Here is a 22,414-nt window from a genome sequence, read left to right as displayed (position 1 = left end):
CACCACAGAATGTCGGCGTGGCCACCGCGCGCGAGCTCGCCGACGAGATGCTGACCCTGGTCCTGGACGCCGATCCCGTCATGGCGACGCTGCTCGGCGTCCCGGGCTGGGACGACCGGCTGCCCGACCCGAGCGTCGAGGGCGGACGCGTGCTGCGCGCCCGTGCCGAGGACATCGCACGCCGGACACGTGCCGAGGACGACGACCCGGTGACTCGCGCGGTCGTCGCGCAGCAGGCGTGGAGCCTGGTGCACCGCCTCGACTCGCACCTGGTCGAGCACACCCACGCCGAGGGGATCAGCGCGCCGCTGGCCGTGCTGCTGGGCACGCTGCCGCTGATCCGCCCGACCGACGACCGGGCGGCGCAGGCGTACCTGACCCGGCTGTCGTCCCTGCCCGCCTACCTGGAAGCGCTGACCCGGCGGCAGCGCGAGTCCACCCGCCGTCCGCTGGAGCACCTGGTGCGGGCCGCGATCCACCGCCTCGACCGCTACCTGGCCGAGGAGGACGACCCGCTCGCCGCGCCCGTGAGCGGCACGCGGTTCGCCGACGGGTGCGCACGGGTGCTGGACGGGGCCGTGCGCCCCGCCGTCGCGCGCTACCGGGACTTCCTGCGCGCCGAGGTGCTCGACCGCGGCCGGGGCGAGGACCGGCCGGGCCTGTGCTGGCTGCCCGACGGCGACCTGGTCTACGCCGACCTGGTGCGTACGTACACCACGACCGACCACACGCCCGAGGAGCTGCACCGGATCGGGCTGTGCCTGGTCGAGGAGCTGGACCGCGAGTACGAGGAGGTCGGCGGCCGGGTGTTCGGCCAGACGACGGCCGCGGACGTGCGCGCCCGCCTGCTCGCCGACCCGCGGCTGCGGTGGGGCGGCCCGGACGACATGGTGGCGCTGGCGACGAAGACCGTCGCCCGGGCGGAGGAGGCGGCGGGGGACTGGTTCGGCGCGGTGCCGCGAGGGCGGTGCGCGGTGGCCGCGGTGCCCGGCGCGGAGGCGCCGAACGCGCCGTCGGCCTACTACGTGGACCCGGCGATGGACGGCTCCCGCCCCGGCACGTACTTCGTCAACACCCACCGGGCCGAGCAGCGCGAGCGGTTCAGCGCCGAGTCCACCGCGTTCCACGAGGGCGTGCCCGGCCACCACTTCCAGATCGCGCTCGCCCAGCAGCTGCCGGACCTGCCGCTGCTGCGCCGGTTCGCGTCCGTCGAGGCGTACCTGGAGGGCTGGGCGCTCTACGCCGAGCGGCTGGCCGACGAGATGGGCCTCTACAGCGACGACGTGGCACGGCTGGGCATGCTGTCGCGCGACTCGCTGCGCGCCGCCCGGCTCGTCGTGGACACGGGGCTGCACGCGATGCGCTGGACCCGGCAGCAGGCCGTGGACTACCTGCGCGCCAACGCCGTGCTGCCCGACGTGGACGTCTTCTCCGAGGTGGACCGGTACACCGAGAACCCCGCGCAGGCGCTGTCCTACATGGTGGGGCGGCTGGAGATCCAGCGCCTGCGCGGTGAGGCGGAGCGGCGGTTGGGCGACCGCTTCGACATCAGGGCGTTCCACGACCTCGTGCTGGGCGGCGGGCCGCTGCCGATGGCCGTGCTCGCCGACGTGGTCGACCAGTGGTGCGGCTCAGTCCTCGGCGGGGCGGTTGAGGGCTGACCTGCGCCGGCTGTAGGCGAAGTAGACGACCAGGCCGAGGACGAACCAGATCGCGAAGCGCAGCCAGGTCTCCGGCGCCAGGAACGTGATCAGCCACAGCGAGAACACCACGCCGATGATCGGCACGACCGGCATGCCCGGCGTCTTGAACGTGCGCGGCAGGTTCGGCTGCTTGTACCGCAGCACGATCACCGCGACGCAGACCACCACGAACGCCAGCAGGATGCCGATGTTGGTCAGCTCCGCGGCCGCGGCGATGGGCAGGAAGCCCGCGATGACGGCGGACGCGACGCCGAGCACCCACGTGGTGCGCGTGGGCACGTGCTTGACCGGGTGCGTCTTGGCGAACCACCGGGGCAGCAGGCCGTCGCGGGACATGGAGTAGCCGACCCGCGCCGCGCCCATCAGGAACGTGAAGAGGACCGTCGTGATGCCCAGCACCGCGCCGACCGAGATGATGATGCCCAGCGCGGGCAGGCCGATGTCGGCGAACGCCGTGGCGAACGCGCTCTCGGCGTCCACGTCCTTGTAGTTGACCATGCCGGTGAGCACGAGGCACGCCAGCACGTACAGCACCATCGAGATGGCCAGCGAGTAGACGATCGCCTTCGGCATGTGCTTCTGGGAGTCCTTGGACTCCTCGGCGGCGGTGCTCATCGCGTCGTAGCCGAACACCGCGAAGAACACGGTGGCCGCGCCGGTGAACGCGCCGGAGAGGCCGAACGGGAAGAACGGGTCGTAGTTGGCGGTGTTGATGTGGAACGCGCCGACCACGATCACCAGCAGCACCACCGCGACCTTGAGGTACACCAGGGTCGTCTCGAAGCGGGCCGCGTTCTTCATGCCCAGGTTCAGCACGAACGCGATCAGCAGGCACAGCAGCACGGCGAACAGGTTCACCTTGTAGCTGCCCGCCGCGACGCCGGGGCCCTCGGTGCCGGGTGCGCCGAGCATCCACACCGGCAGGTCGACGCCGAGCAGGTTCAGCAGCTCGTTGAAGTAGCCGCTGATGCCGATCGCCACCACGGCGACGATCGCGGTGTACTCCAGCAGCAGGTCCCAGCCGATGAACCAGCCGACGATCTCGCCGAGCACGGCGTAGCCGTAGGTGTAGGCCGAGCCGGCCCGGGGGATCAGGCCCGCGAACTCCGCGTAGGAGAACGCGGCGGCGGCGCTGGCGATGCCCGCGAGGAGGAACGAGATCAGCACGGCGGGGCCGGCGGTCTTGTTCGCCACGGCGCCCGCCAGCGAGAAGATGCCCGCGCCGATGATGCCGCCGACGCCGATCGCGGTGAGCTGCCACAGCCCCAGCGTGCGGGTCAGCCCCGTCCTCTCGTCACCGATCTGCTCGATCGGCTTGCGGCGGAAGACCCCGCTGCCCCGGCCGAACCCGTCCTGCACCGTCATGCGCCCAGCTCCCTCGGTGGTGTGGTGTGCGGCGAACCGTACGCCGGTCGATCGTGACCCGGTTTGTTCGATCACACCATTCGGGTGAGCGCTTTTTGTGCTGTCGAACGATTGAACTACGGGCTGCCGCTCACTCCCGGGTGAAGACGATCTTGCCGGCGGTCTCGCCGTCGAGCATCGCCCGCAGGCCCTCCTCGACCCGCTCGAACGGCAGTTCCGCGCCGATCTGCGGGCGCACGCCCGTCAGGTCGCAGAACGAGAGCAGGTCCGCCAGCTCCTCGCGCGTGCCCATGGTCGAGCCGACCACCCGCAGTTGCAGGAAGAACAGCCGGGGCAGCTCGGCCGCCGACGCGTCACCGCTGGTCGCGCCGGAGATGACGAGCGTCCCACCCGGCTTGAGCGCCTTCATCGAGTGCGACCAGGTGGCCTTGCCGACGGTCTCGAACACGGCGTCCACCCGTTCAGGCAGGCGCGCGCCCGACTCGAACGACCGGTGCGCGCCCAGGGTCTCGGCCAACGCGCGCTTCTCCTCCGTGCGGCCGGTCACCCACACCCGGAACCCCGCCGCACGGCCCAGCTGCACCAGCGCCGTCGACACGCCACCGGACGCGCCCTGCACCAGCATGGTCTGCCCCGGCCGCAGGCCCGAGTTGACGAACAGCATCCGGTACGCCGTGAGCCAGGCCGTGCCCATGCACGCCGCCTCGGCGAAGCTCAGCCCCGCGGGCTTCGGCAGCACGTTGCGCCTCGGGACGACGACGTGCTCGGCGAACGTGCCCTGGTGCTTCTCGGTGAGCAGGGTGCGGCGCGGGTCCAGCGTCTCGTCGCCGGACCAGTCCGGGTCGCCGATCACGGAGTGCAGCACGACCTCCGTGCCGTCCTCCAGCACGCCCGCGCCGTCGCAGCCCAGGATCATCGGGAACTGCTCCGGCTTGATGCCGACGCCCCGCAGCGTCCACAGGTCGTGCATGTTCAGGCTGGCCGCCCGCACGGCCACCTTCACCCAGCCCTCGGGCACCTCGGGCTCCGGTCGCTCGCCCACGCGCAGCGCGGCGATCGGGTCTTGCGGGCTCGGCTCGGCAGCGTAGACGGCGAACATGCGGGCAACTTACCCATGCGTAGTGATCCGTGTGCGGTGAAGCGCGTCACCCGTCTAGGCTCGACGGCGTGGTGGACGCGTTCGGGCAGTGGTGGGACGGCGTGGAGCTGTGGCTGGCGCAGCTCGCGTTCCCGTTCCAGTTCGGGCTGCTCATGTGCGTGCTGCTGCCGTTGTCGCTGGGGCTGGCCCGGTTGATCGACCGGGTCGTGGACAACGCCTCGACCAGGTTCAACCCGGTGCCGAAGGTGCCGCCGGCCGCGGTCGCCGCGCAGCCCCCGGACGGTGGGCCGGGTGAGCCTTCGTAGGCTCTGCGACCGTGACTCCCGCCCGGCGGCTCTCCGTCGCACTGCTCGGCCTGATCGCGCTCGTCGTGGTCGGCTACTTCGCCAAGGACTTCGGCGGCACGTCGTCGGACCCCGCCCCGGCTTCGGTGCCGGCTTCGGCTTCGGCTTCGGTCCCGGCTTCCGCGCCGGTTTCGGTGCCGGGCGCGGCCTCGGGGCTCCCGGTGAAGCCGCTGTCGAGCCTGCCCGAGCAGGTCAGGGCGACGTGGGAGCTGATCGGCAGGGGCGGGCCGTTCCCGCACCCGCGCAACGACGGCGTGGCGTTCCAGAACCGGGAGAAGCGGCTGCCCGCCAAGCCGGCGGACTACTACCGGGAGTACACCGTGCCGACACCGGGCAGTGACGACCGCGGTGCGCGCAGACTCGTCACGGGGTCGTCCGACGAGGTGTACTACACGGCCGACCACTACGAGTCGTTCGTCGTCGTGGACGTGAGGAAATGACCTACCGACACGTGGTGCGCCGGGGCGCGCACTCGAAGCGCGCGGCCATCGACGCCATCGCGGACGCGTTGAGCTTCCCCGCCTGGGCCGGGCGCAACCTGGACGCGCTGTACGACTGCCTGACCGACCTGTCGTGGCTGCCCGAGGGGGAGCACGTGCTGGTGTGGGAGGGCGGGAACGCCGAGGTGGAGGCCGTGGTGGCGGAAGCGGCGGCGCGCACCGCGGAGCTGGGCGACCGCGTGCTGACCGTCGACCGCACCGGCTGAGGCGTCCCCGCCCCCGGCCGGTCAGTCCGTCGGCACCCACGAGGGCTTGCGCTTGCCCACGAACGCGGCGATGCCCTCCTGGCCCTCGGGGCCGCCGAAGTGCCGTGCGGACAGGGCCAGCATGTCGGCGAACACCTCGCCCAGGTCGCTCGACCGGGGCTGCTGGAGCATGCGCTTGGTGGCGGCCAGGGCGTTCGGCGCGCCGAGGGCGAGCATGTCGGTGTAGCGGGTGACCTCGGCGTCGAGGTCGTCGGCGGGCACGGCGGAGTTGATCAGGCCGATGGCGACGGCCCGGGGTGCGGCGAACGTCTCGCCGGTCAGGAACAGCTCGTGCGCGGCCCGGGGCAGCAGGCGCGGCAGCACCGTCACCGAGATCACCGCGGGCACCACGCCGATGCGCACCTCGCTGAACGCGAACGTGGCCGTGTCGACGGCGATGGCGACGTCGCACGCCGCGACGAGGCCGACGCCACCCGCGCGGGCCGGTCCGGCCAGCCGGGCCACCACCGGCTTCGGGCTGGTCCAGAGCCGTTCCAGGATCGCCGGGAACTCGTTGACGCCCTGCTGGTCGGCGCTCGCGCCGCCGGCTTCCTTGAGGTCCATGCCGGAGCAGAACACCGGTCCGGTGTGGGTCAGCACGATCACGCGCACGGCGTCGTCGGCCGCGGCGGTCTCCAGGTGACCGGTCAGCTCGGCGCGCAGCCGTGCGGACAGGGCGTTGCGGTTGTGGGGGGAGTCCAGCGTGATCGTCGCGATGCCACGCCGCACCTCGTAGTGGACCAGCTCGTCTGCCATGGGCGGCACTCTACGATCCCGGATTTCTTGACAGTGTGCTGTCAAAATGACAGAGTGCTGTCATGAAGACGGAGACGGTCCACCTCGCTGTGTACGACGCGCTGGCCGACTGGGAGTTCGGGTACGCGACGGCGCAGATCAACACCCCGCAGTTCCAGAAGAACCCGGGGCGGTACCGGGTGCGCACGGTCGGCGCGACGCCCGACCCGGTGACCTCGATCGGCGGGCTGCGGATCACGCCGGACACCGTGCTGGCGGACGTGGACCCGGCGGACAGCGCGATGCTGGTCCTGCCCGGTGCGGGGACGTGGGCGAGCGGGGCGAACGCTGCGTTCGCGGTGGCGGCGCGGCGGTGGCTGGACGCGGGCGTTCCGGTGGCGGCGATCTGCGGTGCGACGGTGGGGCTGGCGGCGGAGGGCCTGCTGAACACGCGGGCGCACGGCGGCAACGCGGTGGAGGAGCTGTCGGCGGTGCCCGGCTACACCGGCGCGTCGTGGTTCGGCGGTGAGCGGGCCGTCCGGGCGGACGGGCTGATCACGGCCGGTGCGGCGTCGGCGTTGGAGTTCGCCCGTGAGATCTTCGCGGAGCTGGACCTGTACGAGCCGGCCGTGCTGGAGGCGTGGTACGGGCTGTACCGGACGGGTGACCCGGCGTGGTTCGGCGAACTCGTGGCCGCCGTCTCGTGAGCGGGGTCGAGCCGCGCACCGAGGCGGGGGACGTGCTGACCGAGGTCATCATGCGCACGTTCCGGCTCTACGGCGGCTTCCTGGAGGCGGCGGAGGTGATGACGAAACCGGTGGGGCTGACGGCCGCGTGGTGGCAGGTGCTGGGTGCCGTGCTGCGGCAACCGCTGCCGGTGTCGGGCATCGCCCGGGAGATGAGCCTGACCAGGCAGAGCGTGCAGCGGATCGCCGACCTGCTGGTGGCGAAGGGCCTGGCCGAGTACCTGCCGAACCCGGCGCACAAGCGGGCCAAGCTGTTCCGCCCGACGGCGGCGGGTTACGAAGCCGTGTCCCGCCTGGCCGAGGCCCAGCACGCGTTCACCAACCGCATCTCGGCCCAGGTGGACCTGGACGACCTCCGCACCACCCTGAAGGTGATGGACCGCCTGGTCGCCGCCCTGGACTCCACCCCACCCCGTGAGTCGTCCCCCCAGCCCTCGTGAGTCGTACCTCCAGGTCTCGTGAGTCCTACGTCCAGGTCTCGAGAGTCCTACGTTCGCGTACCCCGAGTTCAACGCTCGGACGTACCGCCCGGTATGCCGAGTGTTGAACTCACGGGCGCTGAACGTAGGACTCTCGCGGCCTGAACGTAGGACTCACGGGCGCTGGAGGTACGACTCACGAGACCTGAAGGGACGACTCTCGCGGTTAGGCGGTGGCGGGGAGGGTGGTGGCCAGGGCGGCCTGGTAGCGGTGGAGGACCAGTTCGGCGACCTCCGGGTCCGGGCCCAGCGGTGGGGCGACGACGGCGTCCGGGCCCGCCAGGCGGGCCACCCGGTCCGGCAGGAAGCCCGGGGCCAGGAACCACGACGCCACGGCGATGCGCCGGGCACCCCGGGCGCGCAGCCGCGCCACGGCGGTCGGCACGTCCGGCTGCGCCGCCGACGCGAACGCCGCCTCCACGCCCGCCCACCCGGCGCCCGCCGCCCACCGCGTGGCGATGGACGACACCAGCGCGTTCGCCGGGGCGTGCGACGACCCCGCCCCCGCCAGCACCACGCCCAACGTCCGGTCGCGCGACCGCACGCCCACCGACGCCAACCGGCGCAACGCCGCCGACTCCAGGCGTGGGTCGGGCCCCAGCACGTCCGCGATCGCCACGTCCAGCGACGGCACGCGCGCGTCCGCCACGGCACCGGGCACGTCCACCCGCGCGTGGTACGCCCGACCGAGCAGCAACGGCACGACCACCGCCGAACGGTGACCGTCCGCACGCACCCCGCGCAGCACGTCACCCAGCAGCGGGACGGACAGGTCCAGGAACGACCCCCGCACGTCCACCGACGGGGCCAACGCCCGCACCACGTCCAACAACTCGTGCACCACCGCCGCCGAACGCGGGTCCCGACTGCCGTGCGCCACGGCCACCAACGCCGTCACAGCGCACCCGTCAACCCGCGCGCCCGCAGCACCGCGCGCTCCAACGGCCGGAACACCAGCAGCTCGATGCCCACGCCCACCAGCAGGATCAGGAAGATCGCCGCGATCACCATCGAGATGTCGTTCAACGCCGACCCGTTGTGCAGGTACTGCCCGAGGCCCTCGCCGAGCTGCGGCGACGTGGCGATGATCTCCGCCGCCATCAGCGACCGCCAGGAGAACGCCCACCCCTGCTTCAACCCGGCCAGGTAACCCGGCAGCGCGGCCGGCAGCAGGATGTGCCGCGCCGACGCCAGCCGACCCGCGCCCAACGCCTGCCCCACCCGCGGCAGCAGCGGCGGGATCTGGTCCACGCCCGCTACCAGGCCGTTCGCGATCGACGGCACCGAGCCCATCAGCACGACGAAGTAGATGGTCGCGGGCGTCGCGCCGAACCACAGGATGCCCGCGGGCACCCACGCCACCGACGGCAGCGACTGCAGCCCGGTCAGCAGCGACCCGATGGCCGCCCGCACCACTCGCACCTTGGCGATCAGCAGCCCGAGCGGGGTGGCGATCACCACGGCGGTGAGGAACCCGAGCACGGCCCGGCTGACCGAGGTCCACAGCACCTCGAACGCCCGACCGGTCCGCACCGCCTCGGCCACCGCCGCCCACACCGCGGCCGGTGACGGCAGCTGGTACTCCGGCCACAGCGCCGCCGCCCACAGCGCCTGCCACGCGCCGAGCAGCAGCGCGAACGCGATCAGCGGCGGCACGGCGGTCCGCACGAACCGCCTGCCGGCGGACGGCCGCCGCTCCTGCGACGGCGCGTCCAGGGCGTCGAGGCCGGCGCCCACCGCCGCGAGGTCGGTGTCAAGCTGCGGCATGACCGCTGATCACCTCTCTCAAGTGGGACGTGATCTCCTCGATGACGGCGGGTTCGTCGCAGTCCTCGGTGGACCACTCGCGCACCACCCGACCGGGCCGGGACGACAGCAGCACGACCCGCTGGCCCAGCCGCACGGCCTCGCGCACGTCGTGCGTGACGAACAGGATCGCCGTCGACGTCTCCCGCCACACCCGCACCAGCTCCGCCTGGAGCACGTCGCGGGTGATGGCGTCGAGCGCGGCGAACGGCTCGTCCATCAGCAGCAGGCCGGGCGTGCCGTCCTCGGCGCTGCCCAGCGTGGACGCCAGCGCCCGGGCCAGCGCCACGCGCTGCCGCATGCCGCCGGACAGCTCGTGCGGGCGCTTGTGGCCCGCGTCGACCAGCCGCACGAGCGACAGCAGCTCGCTGGCCTTCTCCCGCCGCGGCCCGCGCTTCACGCCCGCGAGCCGCAGCGGCAGCTCCACGTTGCGCGCCGCGGTCAGCCACGGCATGAGCGCGGCCTCCTGGAACATCACCGCGGGCCGGGACGTGGTCAGCTCGATGCCGCCGGAGGTGGGCGCGTCCAGCCCGGCGACCAGGTTGAGCAAGGTCGACTTGCCGCAGCCGGACGCGCCCAGCAGGCACACGAACTCGCCCGGGGCGACCCGCAGGTCCACCCCGTCGAGCGCGACGACGCCCGCGGCGCCGTGGCCGAAGACCTTGCGGACCCCGGACAAGGTCACCGCGGCGTCCAGGACGGACGCGGACGCCGGTGTCTCAAGCGTGGCGGTCATGGTGTGCCTGCCTTCCTCGAGTTACTTCTTGTCCAGCCCGGCGGTGTCCACGGTCGGCTTGCCCGCCGCCGTGAGCACCTTGTTCAGCAGGGTGAAGTCGGCGAGCCCGGCCACGTTCGCGGCCTCCTTGGACACCCCGGCCGTCACGGCGTCCTTGGCCAGCTGCGGGAAGCTCTTGGCCTGCGGGTCGACGGTCAGCTGGATGTTGTCGAACGCCCGGTCGAGCACCGGCTCGCCCAGCGACTTGCCGGTGAGGTCCTTGAGCGCCTTGTTGACGATCTGCTTGGCCTCGACCTTGTTGTTCGACGCGAAGTCGGTGGCGGCGAGGTGGCCGCGCAGCAGCGCCTCGACCGTCTGCGGGTGCTCCTGGAGGAACTTGGTGCGCACCAGCAGCACCGTGGTCGGGAACTTGCCGCCCTCCCACAGGTCCTTCTCGTCGACGAGCACCTTCGCGCCCGCGTCCAGCACCAGCCGCGACGACCACGGCTCCGGCGCCCACGCGCCCTGCACGTCGCCCTTCTTGAACAGGTCGAGCGACTGCGAGTTCTCCGTGTTGGTGACGTTGACCTGGTCCGCGCCCGCGCCGACGGCGAGCTTCTGGTCCGACAGCCACTTCTTCAGCGCGACGTCCTGCGTGTTGCCGAGCTGCGGGGTGGTGATGACCTTGCCCTTGAGGTCGGCCGCCGAGGCGATCTCGGGCTTGACGACCAGCTGCGCGCCGCCGGACGTGGCGCCGGAGATCAGCCGGACCGCCTCGCCGTTGGACTTGGCGTAGGCGTTGATGGCCGGGCCGGAACCGATGAACGTCGCGTCCAGCGACTCGCCGAGCAGCGCGTTCACCGCCTCCGGGCCCGCGTTGAAGGTCTGGGTGGTGAGCTTGGTGTTGCCGAGTTCCTTGGTGAACAGGCCCTTGTCGACGCCGATGAGGGCGGCGGCGTGGGTCACGTTCGGGAAGTAGCCGAGGCGGATCTCCGCGGCCGCCCCCTTGTCCTGCGCGGGCGGAGGGTTGTCCGCGCCGCTGTCCGCCCGGGAGCAGGCGGTGAGGGCGAGGAGGGCGGTGGCGGCTATGGCCAGTGATCTGGTCAGGATGCGGCTGCTCACGGCGGCGGTTGGCCTTTCTGGGCTCAGGGACCGGGGGAGACGAGGGCGTGGCTGTCGGAACGGGCGGCGTCACCGCCCTCGGTACAGCTGTCCACGCCGTCCACCTCCGGCAGCGGCGCGCCCACGAGCCCGGCGGCCAGCGTGCTGCCGTCGGCGGCGTCGATGACCAGGAACGCACCGGTGCGTCGGTCCACGGCGTAGTCGTCCACGGGGATGGGTTCGGCGGTGCGCACGGCGACCTGGCCGATCTCGTTGAGCGACAGCGAGCCGGGCGCGTCGGTGCTGGCGAGCTTCTGCTCGTCGAACCGGGTGCGCAGCTCGGTGACGATGGCCTGCACGGTCCGGGTGCCGTGCTTGACCAGCACGCGGGCGCCCGGGGTCAGCGCCTTCTCGGACAGCCAGCACACCGTGGCCTCGAACTCGTCGGTGACCCGCGGCGGGTCGCCCGCGGCGGCGATCAGGTCACCGCGCGCGATGTCGAGGTCGTTCGCCAGCAGCAGGGTCACCGACTGGCCCGCCGAGGCCTCCGGCAGCGGGCCGTCGGCGGTGTCGATGCCCGTCACGGTGGAGCGCAGCCCGGCGGGCAGCACGGCCACCTCGTCACCGACCCGCACCGTGCCGGCGGCGACCTGGCCCGCGTAGCCGCGGTAGTCGGGGTGCTCGGGCGTGCGGGGGCGGATCACGTACTGCACCGGGAAGCGGAACGGCGCGTCGTGCGCGTCCGGCTCCACCGGCACCGACTCCAGGTGCTCCAGCAGCGTCGGGCCGGAGTACCAGGGCGTCCGGTCGGAGCGCTCCACCACGTTGTCGCCCGCCAGCGCCGACACCGGGATCTCGACCACGGCGTCCTCGGCGTACCCGAGGGCGGTGGCGTGGGCGGTGAACTCCTTGGCGATGCGGGAGAACGTCACCTCGTCGAAGTCCACCAGGTCGATCTTGTTGACGGCCAGCACCAGGCGCGGCACGCCCAGCAGCGCGAGCACCGCCGCGTGCCGCCGGGTCTGCTCGATGACGCCCTTGCGCGCGTCGACCAGCAGCACGCCGAGCTGCGCGGTGGACGCGCCGGTCACCGTGTTGCGGGTGTACTGCACGTGGCCGGGGGTGTCGGCGAGCACGAACGAGCGCTTGGGCGTGGCGAAGTAGCGGTAGGCCACGTCGATCGTGATGCCCTGCTCGCGCTCCGAGCGCAGGCCGTCGACCAGCAGCGACAGGTCGGGCGTCGCCAGGCCGCGGTCGGCGCTGGCGCGGTGCACCGCGTCGAGCGTGTCGGCCAGCACCGACTTGGTGTCGTACAGCAACCTGCCGACCAGCGTGGACTTGCCGTCGTCCACGCTGCCCGCCGTCGCCAACCTCAACAGGTCGCTCATCTAGAAGTAGCCCTCCCGCTTGCGGTCTTCCATGGCGGCCTCGGACAGCCGGTCGTCCGCGCGGGTCGCGCCGCGCTCGGTGAGCCTGCTGGCCGCGACCTCGGCGATCACCGCCTCGATGTCGGCGGCGTCGGACTCGACCGCGCCGGTGCACGACCCGTCGCCCACGGTCCGGTAGCGGACGGTCTTCTCGACCAGCTCCTCGCCCGCGCGCGGACCGCCCCACGGCCCCTCGGCCAGCCACATGCCGTCGCGCAGGTACACCTCGCGCCGGTGGGCGTAGTAGATCGACGGCAGCTCGATGCCCTCGCGGGCGATGTAGTGCCACACGTCCAGCTCGGTCCAGTTGGACAGCGGGAACACGCGGACGTGCTCGCCGGGGCGGTGCCGGCCGTTGTAGAGGTTCCACAGCTCCGGGCGCTGCCGGCGCGGCTCCCACTGGCCGAAGGCGTTGCGGAGGCTGAAGATCCGCTCCTTGGCGCGGGCCCGCTCCTCGTCGCGGCGACCGCCGCCGAACACGGCGTCGAACCGGTGGTCGGTGATGGCGTCGAGCAGCGGCACGGTCTGCAGCGGGTTGCGGGTGCCGTCGGGGCGCTCGGCGAGCCTGCCGTCGTCGATGTAGTCCTGCACCCTGGCGACTTCCAGCCGCAGCCCGTGCCGCGCCACGACCCGGTCGCGGAACTCGATGACCTCGTCGAAGTTGTGCCCGGTGTCGACGTGCAGCAGCGGGAACGGCACCGGCGCCGGCCAGAACGCCTTGACCGCCAGGTGCAGCAGGAGGGTGGAGTCCTTGCCGCCGGAGAACAGGATCACCGGCCGGTCGAACTCGCCCGCCACCTCGCGGAAGATGTGGATCGCCTCGGACTCCAGGCGGCCCAGCGTGTCGAGAGCTGTCGCGGTCGTCATCCGTGCAACCCGCATTCGGTCTTGGCCAGGCCCGCCCACCGGCCGCTGCGGGCGTCGGCGCCCGGCAGCGGCTTCGCGGTGCACGGCGCGCAGCCGATGGAGGGGTAACCGGCCTGCACCAGCGGGTTCTCGAGGATGCCGTGCTCGGCGATGTAGGCGTTGAACCGCTCGTCGGACCAGGGCGCGATCGGGTTGACCTTGACCAGCCCGTTGCGCTCGTCCCACTGCACGATCGGCGTGTTCGCCCTGGTGGGGGCGTCCACGCGGCGCACGCCCGTGACCCAGGCGTCGTAGTTCTTCAGCGTCCGCTGCAACGGGATGACCTTGCGCAGTTGGCAGCACCGGTTGGGGTCGGTCCGGTTGAGCGGGCCGAACTCCGCCTCCTGGTCGGCCACCGACTGCTCGGCCGCCGCGTTGACGATGTGCACCCCCGGGTAGACCAGGTCCACGGCGTCGCGCGTGCCGATGGTCTCCGCGAAGTGGTAACCGGTCTCCAGGAACAGCACCTCCACGTCCGGCTTGACCTTGGTCGCCAGGTCGACCAGCACGGCGTCCTGCATGTTCGACGCGACGATCCAGCTCTCGCCGAACGTGCGGGCGGTCCACGCGAGGGCCTCCTCGGCGCTGGCGTCCGCCAGCTCGACCGAAGCGGCCTCGGCGATCACCTTCAGTTCCTCGACCCGGGTCGGGGCGGTCATCGCTGCACCTCCTGAGGAAGGTTGAGACCAACGAACTTGACGGTGAACACGCGACGGCAGGAGGCGCACAGCCACGAGTGGCCGGGCTCCTCCTGCGGACGGAGGTCCTCGTCGCCGCAGTACGGGCAGTAGAAGGGCGTCGCGCGCTCGCTCACTTGAGATCACCCTCGTCCGCGCGGGCGACCCACTGGGCGAACCGCTCCCCGGGCTCCCGCCGGGCGACGAAGTTGCGCACCACGCGCTCGACGTAGTCCGACAGCTCCGTGGCGGTGACCTTGTGGCCGCGCAGCTTGCGGCCGAAGCCCGCGTCCAGGCCGAGCCCGCCGCCCAGGTGCACCTGGAAGCCCTCGACCTGCCTGCCGTCGGCGTCGGTGACGATCTGGCCCTTGAGCCCGATGTCCGCGGTCTGGATGCGGGCGCAGGAGTTCGGGCAGCCGTTGATGTGCACCGAGATCGGCTCGGTCACGCCCGCCACGACGTCGGCGAGCCGGGACTCCAGCTGCGACACCAGGTCGACCGCGCGGGCCTTGGTCTCGACGATCGCGAGCTTGCAGAACTCGATGCCGGTGCACGCCATCACGCCCCGCCGCCACGGCGAGGGCTCGGTCTGCAACCCCAGCTTGGCCAGGTCCGCCTGGAGGGCCTTGACCTCCGACCCGGGCACGTCGAGCACCACGAGCTTCTGCTGGGGCGTCAACCGCACCCGGCCCGACCCCGCCCGTTCGGCGACCTTGGCGACCTCGACCAGCGTGGAGCCGGACACCCGGCCCGCGATCGGGGCCGCGCCGACGTAGTGGAGGCCGTCCTTCTGCCGGTGCACGCCGATGTGGTCGCGGGGGATCGCGGGCACCTCGGGCGCGGGGCCGTCGACCAGCCGGCGCTTGAGGTACTCCGTCTCCAGCACCTCGCGGAACTTCTCGACGCCCCAGTCGGCGACCAGGAACTTGATCCGGGCGCGGTGCCGCAGCCGGCGGTAGCCGTAGTCGCGGAAGACGCTGACGACCCCCTCCCACACGTCCGGCACGTCGGCCGCGGGCACCCACGCGCCCAGCCGCTGCCCGATCATGGGGTTGGTGGACAGGCCGCCGCCGACCCACACGTCGAAGCCGGGCCCGTGCTCGGGGTGCTCCACGCCGACGAACGCCACGTCGTGGATCTCGTGCGCCACGTCGGGCAGGCCGGAGATCGCGGTCTTGAACTTGCGCGGCAGGTTCGCGAAGCGCGGGTCGCCGATGTAGCGGCGCAGGATCTCCTCGATCGCGGGCGTGCCGTCGAGCACCTCGTCCTCGGCGATGCCCGCGACCGGCGAGCCGAGGATCACGCGCGGGCTGTCGCCGCACGCCTCCATCGTGGTCAGGCCCGCCTCCTCCAGCTTGCGCCAGATCGTCGGGACGTCCTCGATGCGGATCCAGTGGTACTGCACGTTCTGCCGGTCGGTGATGTCGGCGGTGTCGCGCGCGTAGGTCTGGGACAGCTCGCCGATCAGCGCGAGCTGCTGCGTGGTGAGCCGACCGCCGTCGATGCGCACGCGCAGCATGAAGTACTCGTCGTCCAGCTCCTCCGGCTCCAGCGTCGCCGTGCGACCGCCGTCGATGCCGGGCTTGCGCTGGGTGTAGAGGCCGTACCAGCGGAACCGGCCGCGCAGGTCGGCCGGGTCGATCGAGTCGAAGCCGCCGTGGGCGTAGATGTTCTCGATCCGCGACCGGACGTTGAGCGGGTTGTCGTCCTTCTTGCTCCGCTCGTTCGGGTTCAGCGGCTCGCGGTAGCCCAGCGCCCACTGCCCCTCACCTCGGCGCTGCTTGGCGCGCTGAGGCGTCGTCGTCGGGGGGACCATCCTCGTCCTCCGGGGGTTTCGGGGCGCTGGTGCGCGTGCGAGTCCCGGTGGATCCGTGGCGGGGTCTCGTCAGCGCACCCGGCGCCGACGGGAAAAAGGCAGGCGCGGGTTATGCCGAACGACGGCACATCGCGCTGGAGACACGCCGGAAGTCGACGTGGCGGCGGACCACCAGGCGCACTCCGGTCGATGTCATGTCGGTCAGCGTGCCACGCGTCCATCCCGTGGTCCACCGCCATCCGCATCGTGGGACGGGGTTGCGCTGCCGGTAGATGGGACAATGGCGGCATGCCCTCCGCCCTGCCCCACGGCGACCCCGCGCCCCCCGACGGCTCGCTGCCCGCCTCCGCCCTCACCGGCCTGGGGGACCGACCGTTCGGGGTGTACGTGCACGTCCCGTTCTGCGCGACGCGGTGCGGCTACTGCGACTTCAACACCTACACCGCCGGTGAGCTGGGCAGCTCCGCGTCGCCGGCGTCCTGGCTGGACGGGCTGCGCCGGGAGTTGGACCTCGCGGCGACCGTGCTGGGCGCCCCGCCCGCGGCGGACACGGTGTTCGTCGGCGGCGGCACGCCGTCCCTGCTCGGCGCGGCGAAGCTCGGCCAGGTGCTGGACGCCGTGCGGTCGTCGTTCGGCCTCGCGCCCGGCGCGGAGGTCACCACGGAGTCCAACCCCGAGTCCACCTCGCCCGACTTCTTCGCGGCGATCCGTGACGCGGGTTACACCCGCGTCTCCCTCGGGATGCAGTCCGCCGCGCGGCACGTGCTCGCCGTGCTGGACCGCGCGCACACGCCGGGCCGCCCGGTCGCCGCCGCGCTGGAGGCCCGTGCCGCCGGGTTCGAGCACGTGAACCTCGACCTGATCTACGGCACGCCCGGCGAGTCGGTCGACGACCTGCGGGCGTCGCTGGACGCCGTGCGCGACGCGGGCGTGGACCACGTCTCGGCCTACGCCCTGATCGTCGAGGAGGGCACCGCGCTGGCCCGCCGGGTGCGCCGCGGCGAGCTGCCCGTGCCCGACGACGACGTGCTCGCCGACAAGTACGAGCTGATCGACGCGACCCTGAGCGCCGAGGGCCTGACCTGGTACGAGGTGTCGAACTGGGCCGCCTCGCCGGAGGCCGAGTGCCGGCACAACCTGCTGTACTGGCAGGGCGCCGACTGGTGGGGCGCGGGTCCCGGCGCGCACAGCCACGTCGGCGGCGTGCGCTGGTGGAACGTCAAGCACCCGGCCAAGTACGCCGAGCTGCTGGCCGCCGGCACGTCACCCGCCGCGGGCCGGGAGGTCCTCGGCGCGGACGACCGCAGGGTGGAACGCGTGCTGCTGGAGCTGCGCCTGGCCACCGGCCTGCCGCTCGACGCCCTCGACCCGGAGGGGCGGGAGAAGGCGAGGACCGCAGCCGACGACGGCTTGCTCGACCGGTCCGCCCTCGACCGCGGCCGCTGCGTGCTCACCGACCGGGGCAGGCTGCTCGCCGACGCCGTCGTGCACCGGCTCACCTGATCACCGGAGGCTGACCGACGCGGAGTGGCCGATCGTCCGGTAGCCCAGCGGCCCGTACAGCCGGGTGACCTTGTCGTCCGGCTCCGTCTCCAGGAACGGCGTGCAGCCCGCGTCGAACACCCGCGCGGTGAGGTCCGCGCAGACCGCCGAGACGATCCCGCGCCGGCGGAACGCCGGCAGCACCCCGATCCCGGCCACCTGCGCCAGGCCGTGCCGGGGCGCGGTGAACGCGCCCGCCCCGGCCGGCTCGCCGTGCAGCCGGGCCAGCACGACGACCCCGTCGTCGCGCAGCAGCGACCGCTGCCGCGCCACGTCGTCCGCGTCGGCGGTCCTGCCCACGCCGAACGCCGTGTTCTGCACCACCGACACCGCCAGCAGGTCCTCGTCCGAGGTCACCGCGTCGACGGTCAGCCCGGCGGGCGTCGGCGGGGGCGTCAGCGTGTCGATCGCCATCAGCGGGAGCAGGTGGTCCACGGTGAAGCCGGCCGCTCCCAGCGCCGCGTCCACGAGCGGCGAGGGCAGCAGGTACTCCAGCCTCGGCGTGCGCGACCGGGCCCGGAAGGCCGCCACCAGCGCGTCGACCTCGGCCGGGGTCGGCGCCGCGCCTTCGTCGGGCACGGCGTAGTTCATGAGCGGGTCGTCGTCGTGCTCGTCGAAGCGGACCAGGAACGGCCCGACGCGCTCGGCGTCGGCCCTGATCACGTCACGCAGGGCGGCTTGCGCGCGGGAGAGCACACCCGACGCTACCCACGCGGCCGAAGCCCCGCGAGCGGGTTTTCCGATCCGGGCCCCAACCTCCGTAAACTCGGGGTGAAGCAGCCCGTCCGTCCTGGAGGTGACGTGCGTGAACGCCGATGAGCGCCGGTTCGAGGTACTGCGCGCGATCGTCGCCGACTACGTGTCGAACCAGGAGCCGGTCGGCTCGAAGGCCCTGGTGGAGCGGCACAACCTGGGTGTGTCGAGCGCGACCGTGCGCAACGACATGGCGTCGCTGGAGGAGGACGGGTACATCACCCAGCCCCACACCAGCGCCGGCCGCGTGCCCACCGACAAGGGGTACCGCCTGTTCGTGGACCGGCTCAGCGAGGTCAAGCCGCTGTCCACGCCCGAGCGCAAGGCCATCCAGAACTTCCTGGAAGGCGCCTACGACCTCGACGACGTGCTGCGCCGCAGCGTGCGGCTGCTCGCCCAGCTGACCCGCCAGGTCGCCGTCGTGCAGTACCCGACGCTGAGCCGCTCCACCGTCCGCCACATCGAGGTGCTGGCCATCACACCGGCCCGCCTGATGCTCGTGCTGATCACCGACACCGGCCGGGTGGACCAGCGCTCCGTCGACCTCGGCGACGTGATCAGCGAGGACAACGTGGCCCGCGTGCGCTCCATGCTCAACGGGGCCATGGTCGGCAAGCGCCTGTCCGACGCCTCCGCCGAGGTCGCGAAGCTGCCCGACGCCTCGCCCGGTGACCTGCGCGACATCGTGCTGCGGGTGAGCACGGTGCTGATCGAGTCGCTGGTCGAGCACCCCGAGGAGCGCCTGGTGCTGGGTGGCACCGCGAACCTCACCCGCAACGTGGCAGACTTCCCGGGTTCGCTGAGGCAGGTGCTGGAGGCGTTGGAGGAGCAGGTCGTGGTGCTGAAGCTGCTCGCCGCGGCCCGCGACCCCGGCCGGATCCTCGTGCACATCGGCGAGGAGAACGAAGCGGCCGAGATGCGCAGCACCTCGGTCGTGTCCATCGGCTACGGCAGCCGGGACAACCTGCTCGGCGGCATGGGCGTGGTCGGGCCGACCCGCATGGACTACCCCGGCACGATGGCGGCGGTGCGAGCGGTCGCCAACTACGTGGGGGAGATCTTGACCGGGCGGTGACGGCGGGGGAACACCGCGGTCCCGCAGGACGTTCCGCAAGCGAGCGGGCGCGTGTCGAAGCGCGTTCGCAGGAGGAAACACGGTGGCGAGGGACTACTACGGCACGCTCGGGGTCTCCAAGAACGCGACTCCCGACGAGATCAAGCGCGCCTACCGCAAGCTCGCGCGGCAGCTGCACCCGGACGTCAACCCCAACGAGGAAGCGCGCTTCAAGGAGGTGACCGCCGCCTACGAGGTCCTGTCGGACCCGAAGAAGCGGCAGGTCGTCGACCTGGGCGGCGACCCGTTGGAGCCGGGCGGCGGTGGGATGCGCGGCGGCGGCGACCCGTTCGCGGGGTTCGGTCTCGGCGACATCATGGACGCGTTCTTCGGCGCGGGCGGCGGTGGCGGGCGCGGGCCGCGCAGCCGGGTGCAGCCCGGCTCGGACGCGTTGATCCGGCTGTCGATGACGCTGGAGGAGTGCGCGGCGGGCGCGTCGCGCGAGCTGACCGTGGACACGGCCATCCTGTGCGACCGGTGCGTCGGCAGCGGGTGCGCCGAGGGCTCCTCCCCGGTCCGCTGCGACACGTGCGGCGGTCGGGGCGAGGTGCAGTCGGTGCAGCGCTCGTTCCTGGGCCAGGTCGTCACGGCCCGGCCGTGCCCGGTGTGCCGCGGCCTCGGCGAGGTCATCCCGGACCCGTGCCTGCAGTGCGCGGGCGAGGGCCGGGTGCGCTCGCGGCGCACCATCTCGGTGCAGATCCCGGCCGGTGTGGCCGAGGGCATGCGGGTGCGGCTGGCGGGCCAGGGCGAGGTCGGCCCCGGCGGCGGCCCGGCCGGCGACCTCTACGTCGAGGTCGAGGAGGTGCCGCACGAGGTCTTCGAGCGCGACGGCGCGAACCTGCACTGCTCGATCCGCATCCCCATGACGACCGCCGCCCTGGGCGCGGTGCTGCCGCTCCAGACGCTGGACGGCGAGGAGGAGCTGGAGATCGAGCCGGGCACCCAGCCGAACACCGAGCTGGTGCTCACCGGCCGGGGCATGCCCCGGCTGCGCTCCAGCGGGCGCATCGACGGGCGCGGCGACCTGCACGTCCACCTCGAGGTCGTGACGCCGGCCAAGCTCGACGCCCGGCAGGCCGAGCTGCTGCGGGAGCTGGCCGCCCTGCGCGGCGAGGACGAGCCGACGCTCGCGCACAACGGCAAGGGCGTCGGCGGCCTGTTCTCCCGCCTGCGCTCCGGCCGCAACCACCGGTGACGCTGCCGGTCTTCCTGGTCGCCGCGCTGCCGCCCGGTGACGAGGCCGTCCTCGACGGCCCCGAGGGGCGGCACGCGGCCACCGTGCGGCGGTTGCGCGCGGGGGAGGAGCTGGTGCTCTCCGACGGCACCGGCGCCCAGGCGCGGTGCGTGGTCGTGGAGGCGCTCAAGGACGCCCTGCGGCTGCGCGTCGCCGAGCGCTGGGTCGTGCCGGAGCCGTCCGTGCGGGTGGTCGTGGCGCAGGCCCTGGTGAAGGGCGACCGGGGCGAGCTGGCCGTGGAGCTGGCCACCGAGGCCGGCGTGGACGGCGTCGTGCCGTGGCGCGCCTCGCGCTGCGTGACGAAGTGGGAGGACGGCCCGCGCGGGGCGAAGGCCCTCGAGCGCTGGCGCGGCACCGCCCGCGAGGCGGCCAAGCAGGCCCGCCGGGCGCGCGTGCCGTCGGTCGCCGAACCCGTTTCGACGTCCGGGCTCGCGCGACTCGTGGCGTCGTCGGCGGTTGCACTGGTTTTGCACGAATCCTCTTCGACCGCGATCGGATCGGTCCCGTTGCCCGCTTCGGGTGATGTGCTGCTGGTCGTCGGACCGGAAGGCGGCATCACCGACGAGGAATTGTCGACGTTGACCGGCGCGGGCGCCCGCGCGGTGCGACTGGGGCCCACCGTTCTGCGGGCGTCGACCGCCGCCGCGGTCGCTTTGGGTGCGCTCGGTGTGTTGACCGATCGCTGGCGGTAATTGGGCTTGCTCCCTTCTGGCGAACACCTGACACAGGGGTTACTCTCAGGGCAGAGGGGTTGCTTCGGCTTAACCGGACGGCCTCTCCGACCGACTCGCCGGACACCTCCCCCCTCGGTCCGGCGCTCGCCGCGTCGCGGTGGGGCGACCCCCAGGTCCCACCGCGACGCGGCTTCTTTTTGCTCGCGGAGAGGTGTCGATTGCGCATCGTCTACGGGCCGCACCCGAGCCAGTTCGGGGAGTTTTCCTCCCCGCCGTCCGGTGAATCGTTTCCGACCGTCGTGGTAATCCACGGCGGTTTTTGGCATCAGCGTTATGGGCTCGAACTCGGCAGGCCCTTGGCGGCCGACCTGGTGTCGCACGGCGTCGGTGCGTACACCATCGAGTACCGGCGGGTAACCGGCGGGGGCGGGTGGCCCGCGACCGGGGACGACGTCCTCGCCGCCCTCGACGCCCTCGACCCGGCGCTCGGCCCCGTCGTCACGCTGGGTCACTCCGCCGGTGGGCACCTGGCGGTCTGGGCGGCCGCCAGGCACCCCCGCGTGGTGGGCGCGGTCGCGCAGGCGGGCGTCCTCGACTTCCTCGCGCACCCGGCGATCACCCGCCGTGCGGCCGAACTGCTGGGCGGCACGCCCGCCGAGGTCCCCGACCGCTACGCCGACGCCTCGCCCGCCGCGCTGCTGCCGATCCCGAAACCGCTGGTCCTGGTGCACGGCGAGGACGACGAGGACGTGCCGTTCGAGCAGAGCGAGGCGTTCGCCCGCGCCTCGGGAGCCGAGCTGATCGCCCTGCCCGCCACCGGCCACATGGACCTGATCACCCCCGGCACCGCGGCCTGGGCCGCCTGCCGCACCGCCACCCTGGACCTGGCCGCCCGCACCCGAACGTAGAACTCGGGGGTCCCGAACGTTCGACACACGAGCCCCGAACGTAGGACTCTCGCGAGAGTCCTACGTTCAGAGCGCGAGAGTCCTGCGTTCGGGACCGGTGAGTTCAACGCTCGGGAAGGCCCGGCGGGTCGGTAGCCTGCGGAGCCATGTCCGACTGCCTGTTCTGCCGCATCGTCGCCCGCGAGATCCCGGCGACCGTGGTGCACGAGACCGACACCACGCTGGCGTTCCGCGACATCGCGCCCCAGGCCCCGACGCACGTCGTCCTGGTGCCCAAGGTGCACGCACCGGACGCCGTCGCCCTCGCCGCCGCCGCGCCCACCGTCCTGGACGACCTGTTCCTCGCCGCCGGCGAGGTCGCCAAGGCCGAGGGCGTCGCCGACACCGGCTACCGCCTGCTGTTCAACACCGGCGACCACGCGGGCCAGACCGTCTTCCACGCCCACCTGCACGTCCTCGGCGGACGACGGCTCGGGCCCCTCGCCTGAGCCGCCGCCACGACCGCCGCTACGACCGCCGCCCGCG

General features: G+C 72.7%; 25 protein-coding genes. 12 read left to right on the top strand and 13 right to left on the bottom strand.

What is annotated here, in order from left to right:
* The first annotated feature begins 17 nt into the window (after nucleotides 1–17).
* Nucleotides 18–1,661: a DUF885 domain-containing protein gene (locus ACIGNX_RS04575; RefSeq protein WP_396536275.1), complete on the top strand. Its 1,644-nt coding sequence runs from the start codon at nucleotides 18–20 to the stop codon at nucleotides 1,659–1,661.
* On the opposite strand, the gene ACIGNX_RS04570 is transcribed toward ACIGNX_RS04575, so the two are convergent.
* Together ACIGNX_RS04570 and ACIGNX_RS04565 are read right to left on the bottom strand one after the other, a co-directional pair.
* Nucleotides 1,632–3,068, bottom strand: a complete 1,437-nt coding sequence (locus ACIGNX_RS04570) for an amino acid permease (protein WP_396536273.1) — start codon at nucleotides 3,066–3,068, stop codon at nucleotides 1,632–1,634. The genes ACIGNX_RS04575 and ACIGNX_RS04570 overlap by 30 nt on opposite strands.
* Before the next feature lie 130 nt (nucleotides 3,069–3,198).
* A complete protein-coding gene (locus ACIGNX_RS04565; RefSeq protein WP_396536271.1) occupies nucleotides 3,199–4,167 on the bottom strand; it encodes a zinc-binding dehydrogenase in 969 nt (322 codons plus the stop codon).
* Between the two features lie 68 nt (nucleotides 4,168–4,235).
* On the opposite strand from ACIGNX_RS04565, the gene ACIGNX_RS04560 reads away from it, so the two are divergent.
* From ACIGNX_RS04560 to ACIGNX_RS04550, 3 genes are read left to right on the top strand one after another with little or no spacing between them, the layout of a single operon-like run.
* Nucleotides 4,236–4,472: a hypothetical protein gene (locus ACIGNX_RS04560; RefSeq protein ID WP_396536269.1), complete on the top strand. Its 237-nt coding sequence runs from the start codon at nucleotides 4,236–4,238 to the stop codon at nucleotides 4,470–4,472.
* An 11-nt stretch (nucleotides 4,473–4,483) separates the two neighbouring features.
* Entirely contained in the window at nucleotides 4,484–4,951 is a 468-nt protein-coding gene (locus ACIGNX_RS04555) for a ribonuclease domain-containing protein (RefSeq protein ID WP_396536267.1), read from the top strand.
* Nucleotides 4,948–5,217, top strand: coding sequence for a barstar family protein (locus ACIGNX_RS04550; protein WP_396536265.1), 270 nt, complete (start codon nucleotides 4,948–4,950; stop codon nucleotides 5,215–5,217). The genes ACIGNX_RS04555 and ACIGNX_RS04550 overlap by 4 nt, the downstream gene beginning before the upstream one ends.
* Before the next feature lie 21 nt (nucleotides 5,218–5,238).
* Here the strand turns inward: ACIGNX_RS04550 and ACIGNX_RS04545 are convergent, their stop codons facing one another.
* Nucleotides 5,239–6,012 carry an enoyl-CoA hydratase-related protein gene (locus ACIGNX_RS04545; protein WP_396536263.1) on the bottom strand — a complete coding sequence of 258 codons (774 nt, stop codon included), beginning with the start codon at nucleotides 6,010–6,012 and terminating at the stop codon, nucleotides 5,239–5,241.
* A 62-nt stretch (nucleotides 6,013–6,074) separates the two neighbouring features.
* Between ACIGNX_RS04545 and ACIGNX_RS04540 the strand changes: the two genes are divergently transcribed.
* Together ACIGNX_RS04540 and ACIGNX_RS04535 are read left to right on the top strand one after the other, a co-directional pair.
* Complete coding sequence (locus ACIGNX_RS04540; protein ID WP_396536261.1) at nucleotides 6,075–6,698, top strand: DJ-1/PfpI family protein; 624 nt, start codon at nucleotides 6,075–6,077, stop codon at nucleotides 6,696–6,698.
* Entirely contained in the window at nucleotides 6,695–7,177 is a 483-nt protein-coding gene (locus ACIGNX_RS04535) for a MarR family winged helix-turn-helix transcriptional regulator (RefSeq protein WP_396536259.1), read from the top strand. The genes ACIGNX_RS04540 and ACIGNX_RS04535 overlap by 4 nt, the downstream gene beginning before the upstream one ends.
* Before the next feature lie 205 nt (nucleotides 7,178–7,382).
* Here the strand turns inward: ACIGNX_RS04535 and ACIGNX_RS04530 are convergent, their stop codons facing one another.
* From ACIGNX_RS04530 to ACIGNX_RS04490, 9 genes are read right to left on the bottom strand one after another with little or no spacing between them, the layout of a single operon-like run.
* On the bottom strand, nucleotides 7,383–8,114 hold the full coding sequence (locus ACIGNX_RS04530) for a sirohydrochlorin chelatase (RefSeq protein WP_396536257.1): 732 nt from the start codon (nucleotides 8,112–8,114) through the stop codon (nucleotides 7,383–7,385).
* Nucleotides 8,111–8,983 (bottom strand): ABC transporter permease, encoded by an 873-nt coding sequence (locus ACIGNX_RS04525; protein WP_396536255.1) that lies wholly within the window; start codon nucleotides 8,981–8,983, stop codon nucleotides 8,111–8,113. The genes ACIGNX_RS04530 and ACIGNX_RS04525 overlap by 4 nt, the downstream gene beginning before the upstream one ends.
* Nucleotides 8,970–9,758, bottom strand: coding sequence for an ABC transporter ATP-binding protein (locus tag ACIGNX_RS04520; protein WP_396536254.1), 789 nt, complete (start codon nucleotides 9,756–9,758; stop codon nucleotides 8,970–8,972). Before ACIGNX_RS04520 ends, ACIGNX_RS04525 begins: the two co-directional genes overlap by 14 nt.
* A gap of 21 nt (nucleotides 9,759–9,779) precedes the next feature.
* Complete coding sequence (locus ACIGNX_RS04515) at nucleotides 9,780–10,859, bottom strand: ABC transporter substrate-binding protein (RefSeq protein WP_396536252.1); 1,080 nt, start codon at nucleotides 10,857–10,859, stop codon at nucleotides 9,780–9,782.
* 23 nt (nucleotides 10,860–10,882) lie between these two features.
* The gene (locus ACIGNX_RS04510) at nucleotides 10,883–12,226 is read right to left on the bottom strand and encodes a sulfate adenylyltransferase subunit 1 (protein WP_396536250.1); all 1,344 of its coding nucleotides are present in this window, start codon (nucleotides 12,224–12,226) and stop codon (nucleotides 10,883–10,885) included.
* Nucleotides 12,227–13,132 carry a sulfate adenylyltransferase subunit CysD gene (gene cysD / locus ACIGNX_RS04505; RefSeq protein WP_396536248.1) on the bottom strand — a complete coding sequence of 302 codons (906 nt, stop codon included), beginning with the start codon at nucleotides 13,130–13,132 and terminating at the stop codon, nucleotides 12,227–12,229. It abuts the gene before it with no gap.
* Nucleotides 13,129–13,830, bottom strand: coding sequence for a phosphoadenylyl-sulfate reductase (locus ACIGNX_RS04500; RefSeq protein ID WP_396536246.1), 702 nt, complete (start codon nucleotides 13,828–13,830; stop codon nucleotides 13,129–13,131). The genes cysD and ACIGNX_RS04500 overlap by 4 nt, the downstream gene beginning before the upstream one ends.
* Nucleotides 13,827–13,985, bottom strand: coding sequence for an Insertion element protein (locus ACIGNX_RS04495; protein ID WP_123743578.1), 159 nt, complete (start codon nucleotides 13,983–13,985; stop codon nucleotides 13,827–13,829). The genes ACIGNX_RS04500 and ACIGNX_RS04495 overlap by 4 nt, the downstream gene beginning before the upstream one ends.
* On the bottom strand, nucleotides 13,982–15,664 hold the full coding sequence (locus tag ACIGNX_RS04490) for a nitrite/sulfite reductase (RefSeq protein WP_396536243.1): 1,683 nt from the start codon (nucleotides 15,662–15,664) through the stop codon (nucleotides 13,982–13,984). The genes ACIGNX_RS04495 and ACIGNX_RS04490 overlap by 4 nt, the downstream gene beginning before the upstream one ends.
* A 288-nt stretch (nucleotides 15,665–15,952) precedes the next feature.
* Between ACIGNX_RS04490 and hemW the strand changes: the two genes are divergently transcribed.
* A complete protein-coding gene (gene hemW / locus ACIGNX_RS04485) occupies nucleotides 15,953–17,167 on the top strand; it encodes a radical SAM family heme chaperone HemW (RefSeq protein ID WP_396536241.1) in 1,215 nt (404 codons plus the stop codon).
* Here the strand turns inward: hemW and ACIGNX_RS04480 are convergent, their stop codons facing one another.
* Entirely contained in the window at nucleotides 17,168–17,902 is a 735-nt protein-coding gene (locus ACIGNX_RS04480) for a GNAT family N-acetyltransferase (protein ID WP_396536239.1), read from the bottom strand.
* Between the two features lie 109 nt (nucleotides 17,903–18,011).
* Between ACIGNX_RS04480 and hrcA the strand changes: the two genes are divergently transcribed.
* From hrcA to ACIGNX_RS04455, 5 genes are all read left to right on the top strand, one after another.
* Complete coding sequence (hrcA, locus tag ACIGNX_RS04475) at nucleotides 18,012–19,034, top strand: heat-inducible transcriptional repressor HrcA (RefSeq protein WP_396536237.1); 1,023 nt, start codon at nucleotides 18,012–18,014, stop codon at nucleotides 19,032–19,034.
* Nucleotides 19,035–19,116: 82 nt separating this feature from the next.
* On the top strand, nucleotides 19,117–20,268 hold the full coding sequence (dnaJ, locus tag ACIGNX_RS04470) for a molecular chaperone DnaJ (RefSeq protein ID WP_396536235.1): 1,152 nt from the start codon (nucleotides 19,117–19,119) through the stop codon (nucleotides 20,266–20,268).
* Entirely contained in the window at nucleotides 20,265–20,999 is a 735-nt protein-coding gene (locus ACIGNX_RS04465; protein WP_396536233.1) for a 16S rRNA (uracil(1498)-N(3))-methyltransferase, read from the top strand. Before dnaJ ends, ACIGNX_RS04465 begins: the two co-directional genes overlap by 4 nt.
* A gap of 179 nt (nucleotides 21,000–21,178) precedes the next feature.
* The gene (locus ACIGNX_RS04460; RefSeq protein ID WP_396536231.1) at nucleotides 21,179–21,889 is read left to right on the top strand and encodes an alpha/beta hydrolase family protein; all 711 of its coding nucleotides are present in this window, start codon (nucleotides 21,179–21,181) and stop codon (nucleotides 21,887–21,889) included.
* 146 nt (nucleotides 21,890–22,035) lie between these two features.
* Nucleotides 22,036–22,377 carry a histidine triad nucleotide-binding protein gene (locus ACIGNX_RS04455; protein ID WP_396536229.1) on the top strand — a complete coding sequence of 114 codons (342 nt, stop codon included), beginning with the start codon at nucleotides 22,036–22,038 and terminating at the stop codon, nucleotides 22,375–22,377.
* Nucleotides 22,378–22,414: the final 37 nt, after the last annotated feature.

The sequence above is a fragment of the Actinosynnema sp. NPDC053489 genome (assembly GCF_044544865.1).
GTDB lineage: Bacteria > Actinomycetota > Actinomycetes > Mycobacteriales > Pseudonocardiaceae > Actinosynnema.
This window is presented reverse-complemented; position numbering and strand designations above follow the sequence as displayed.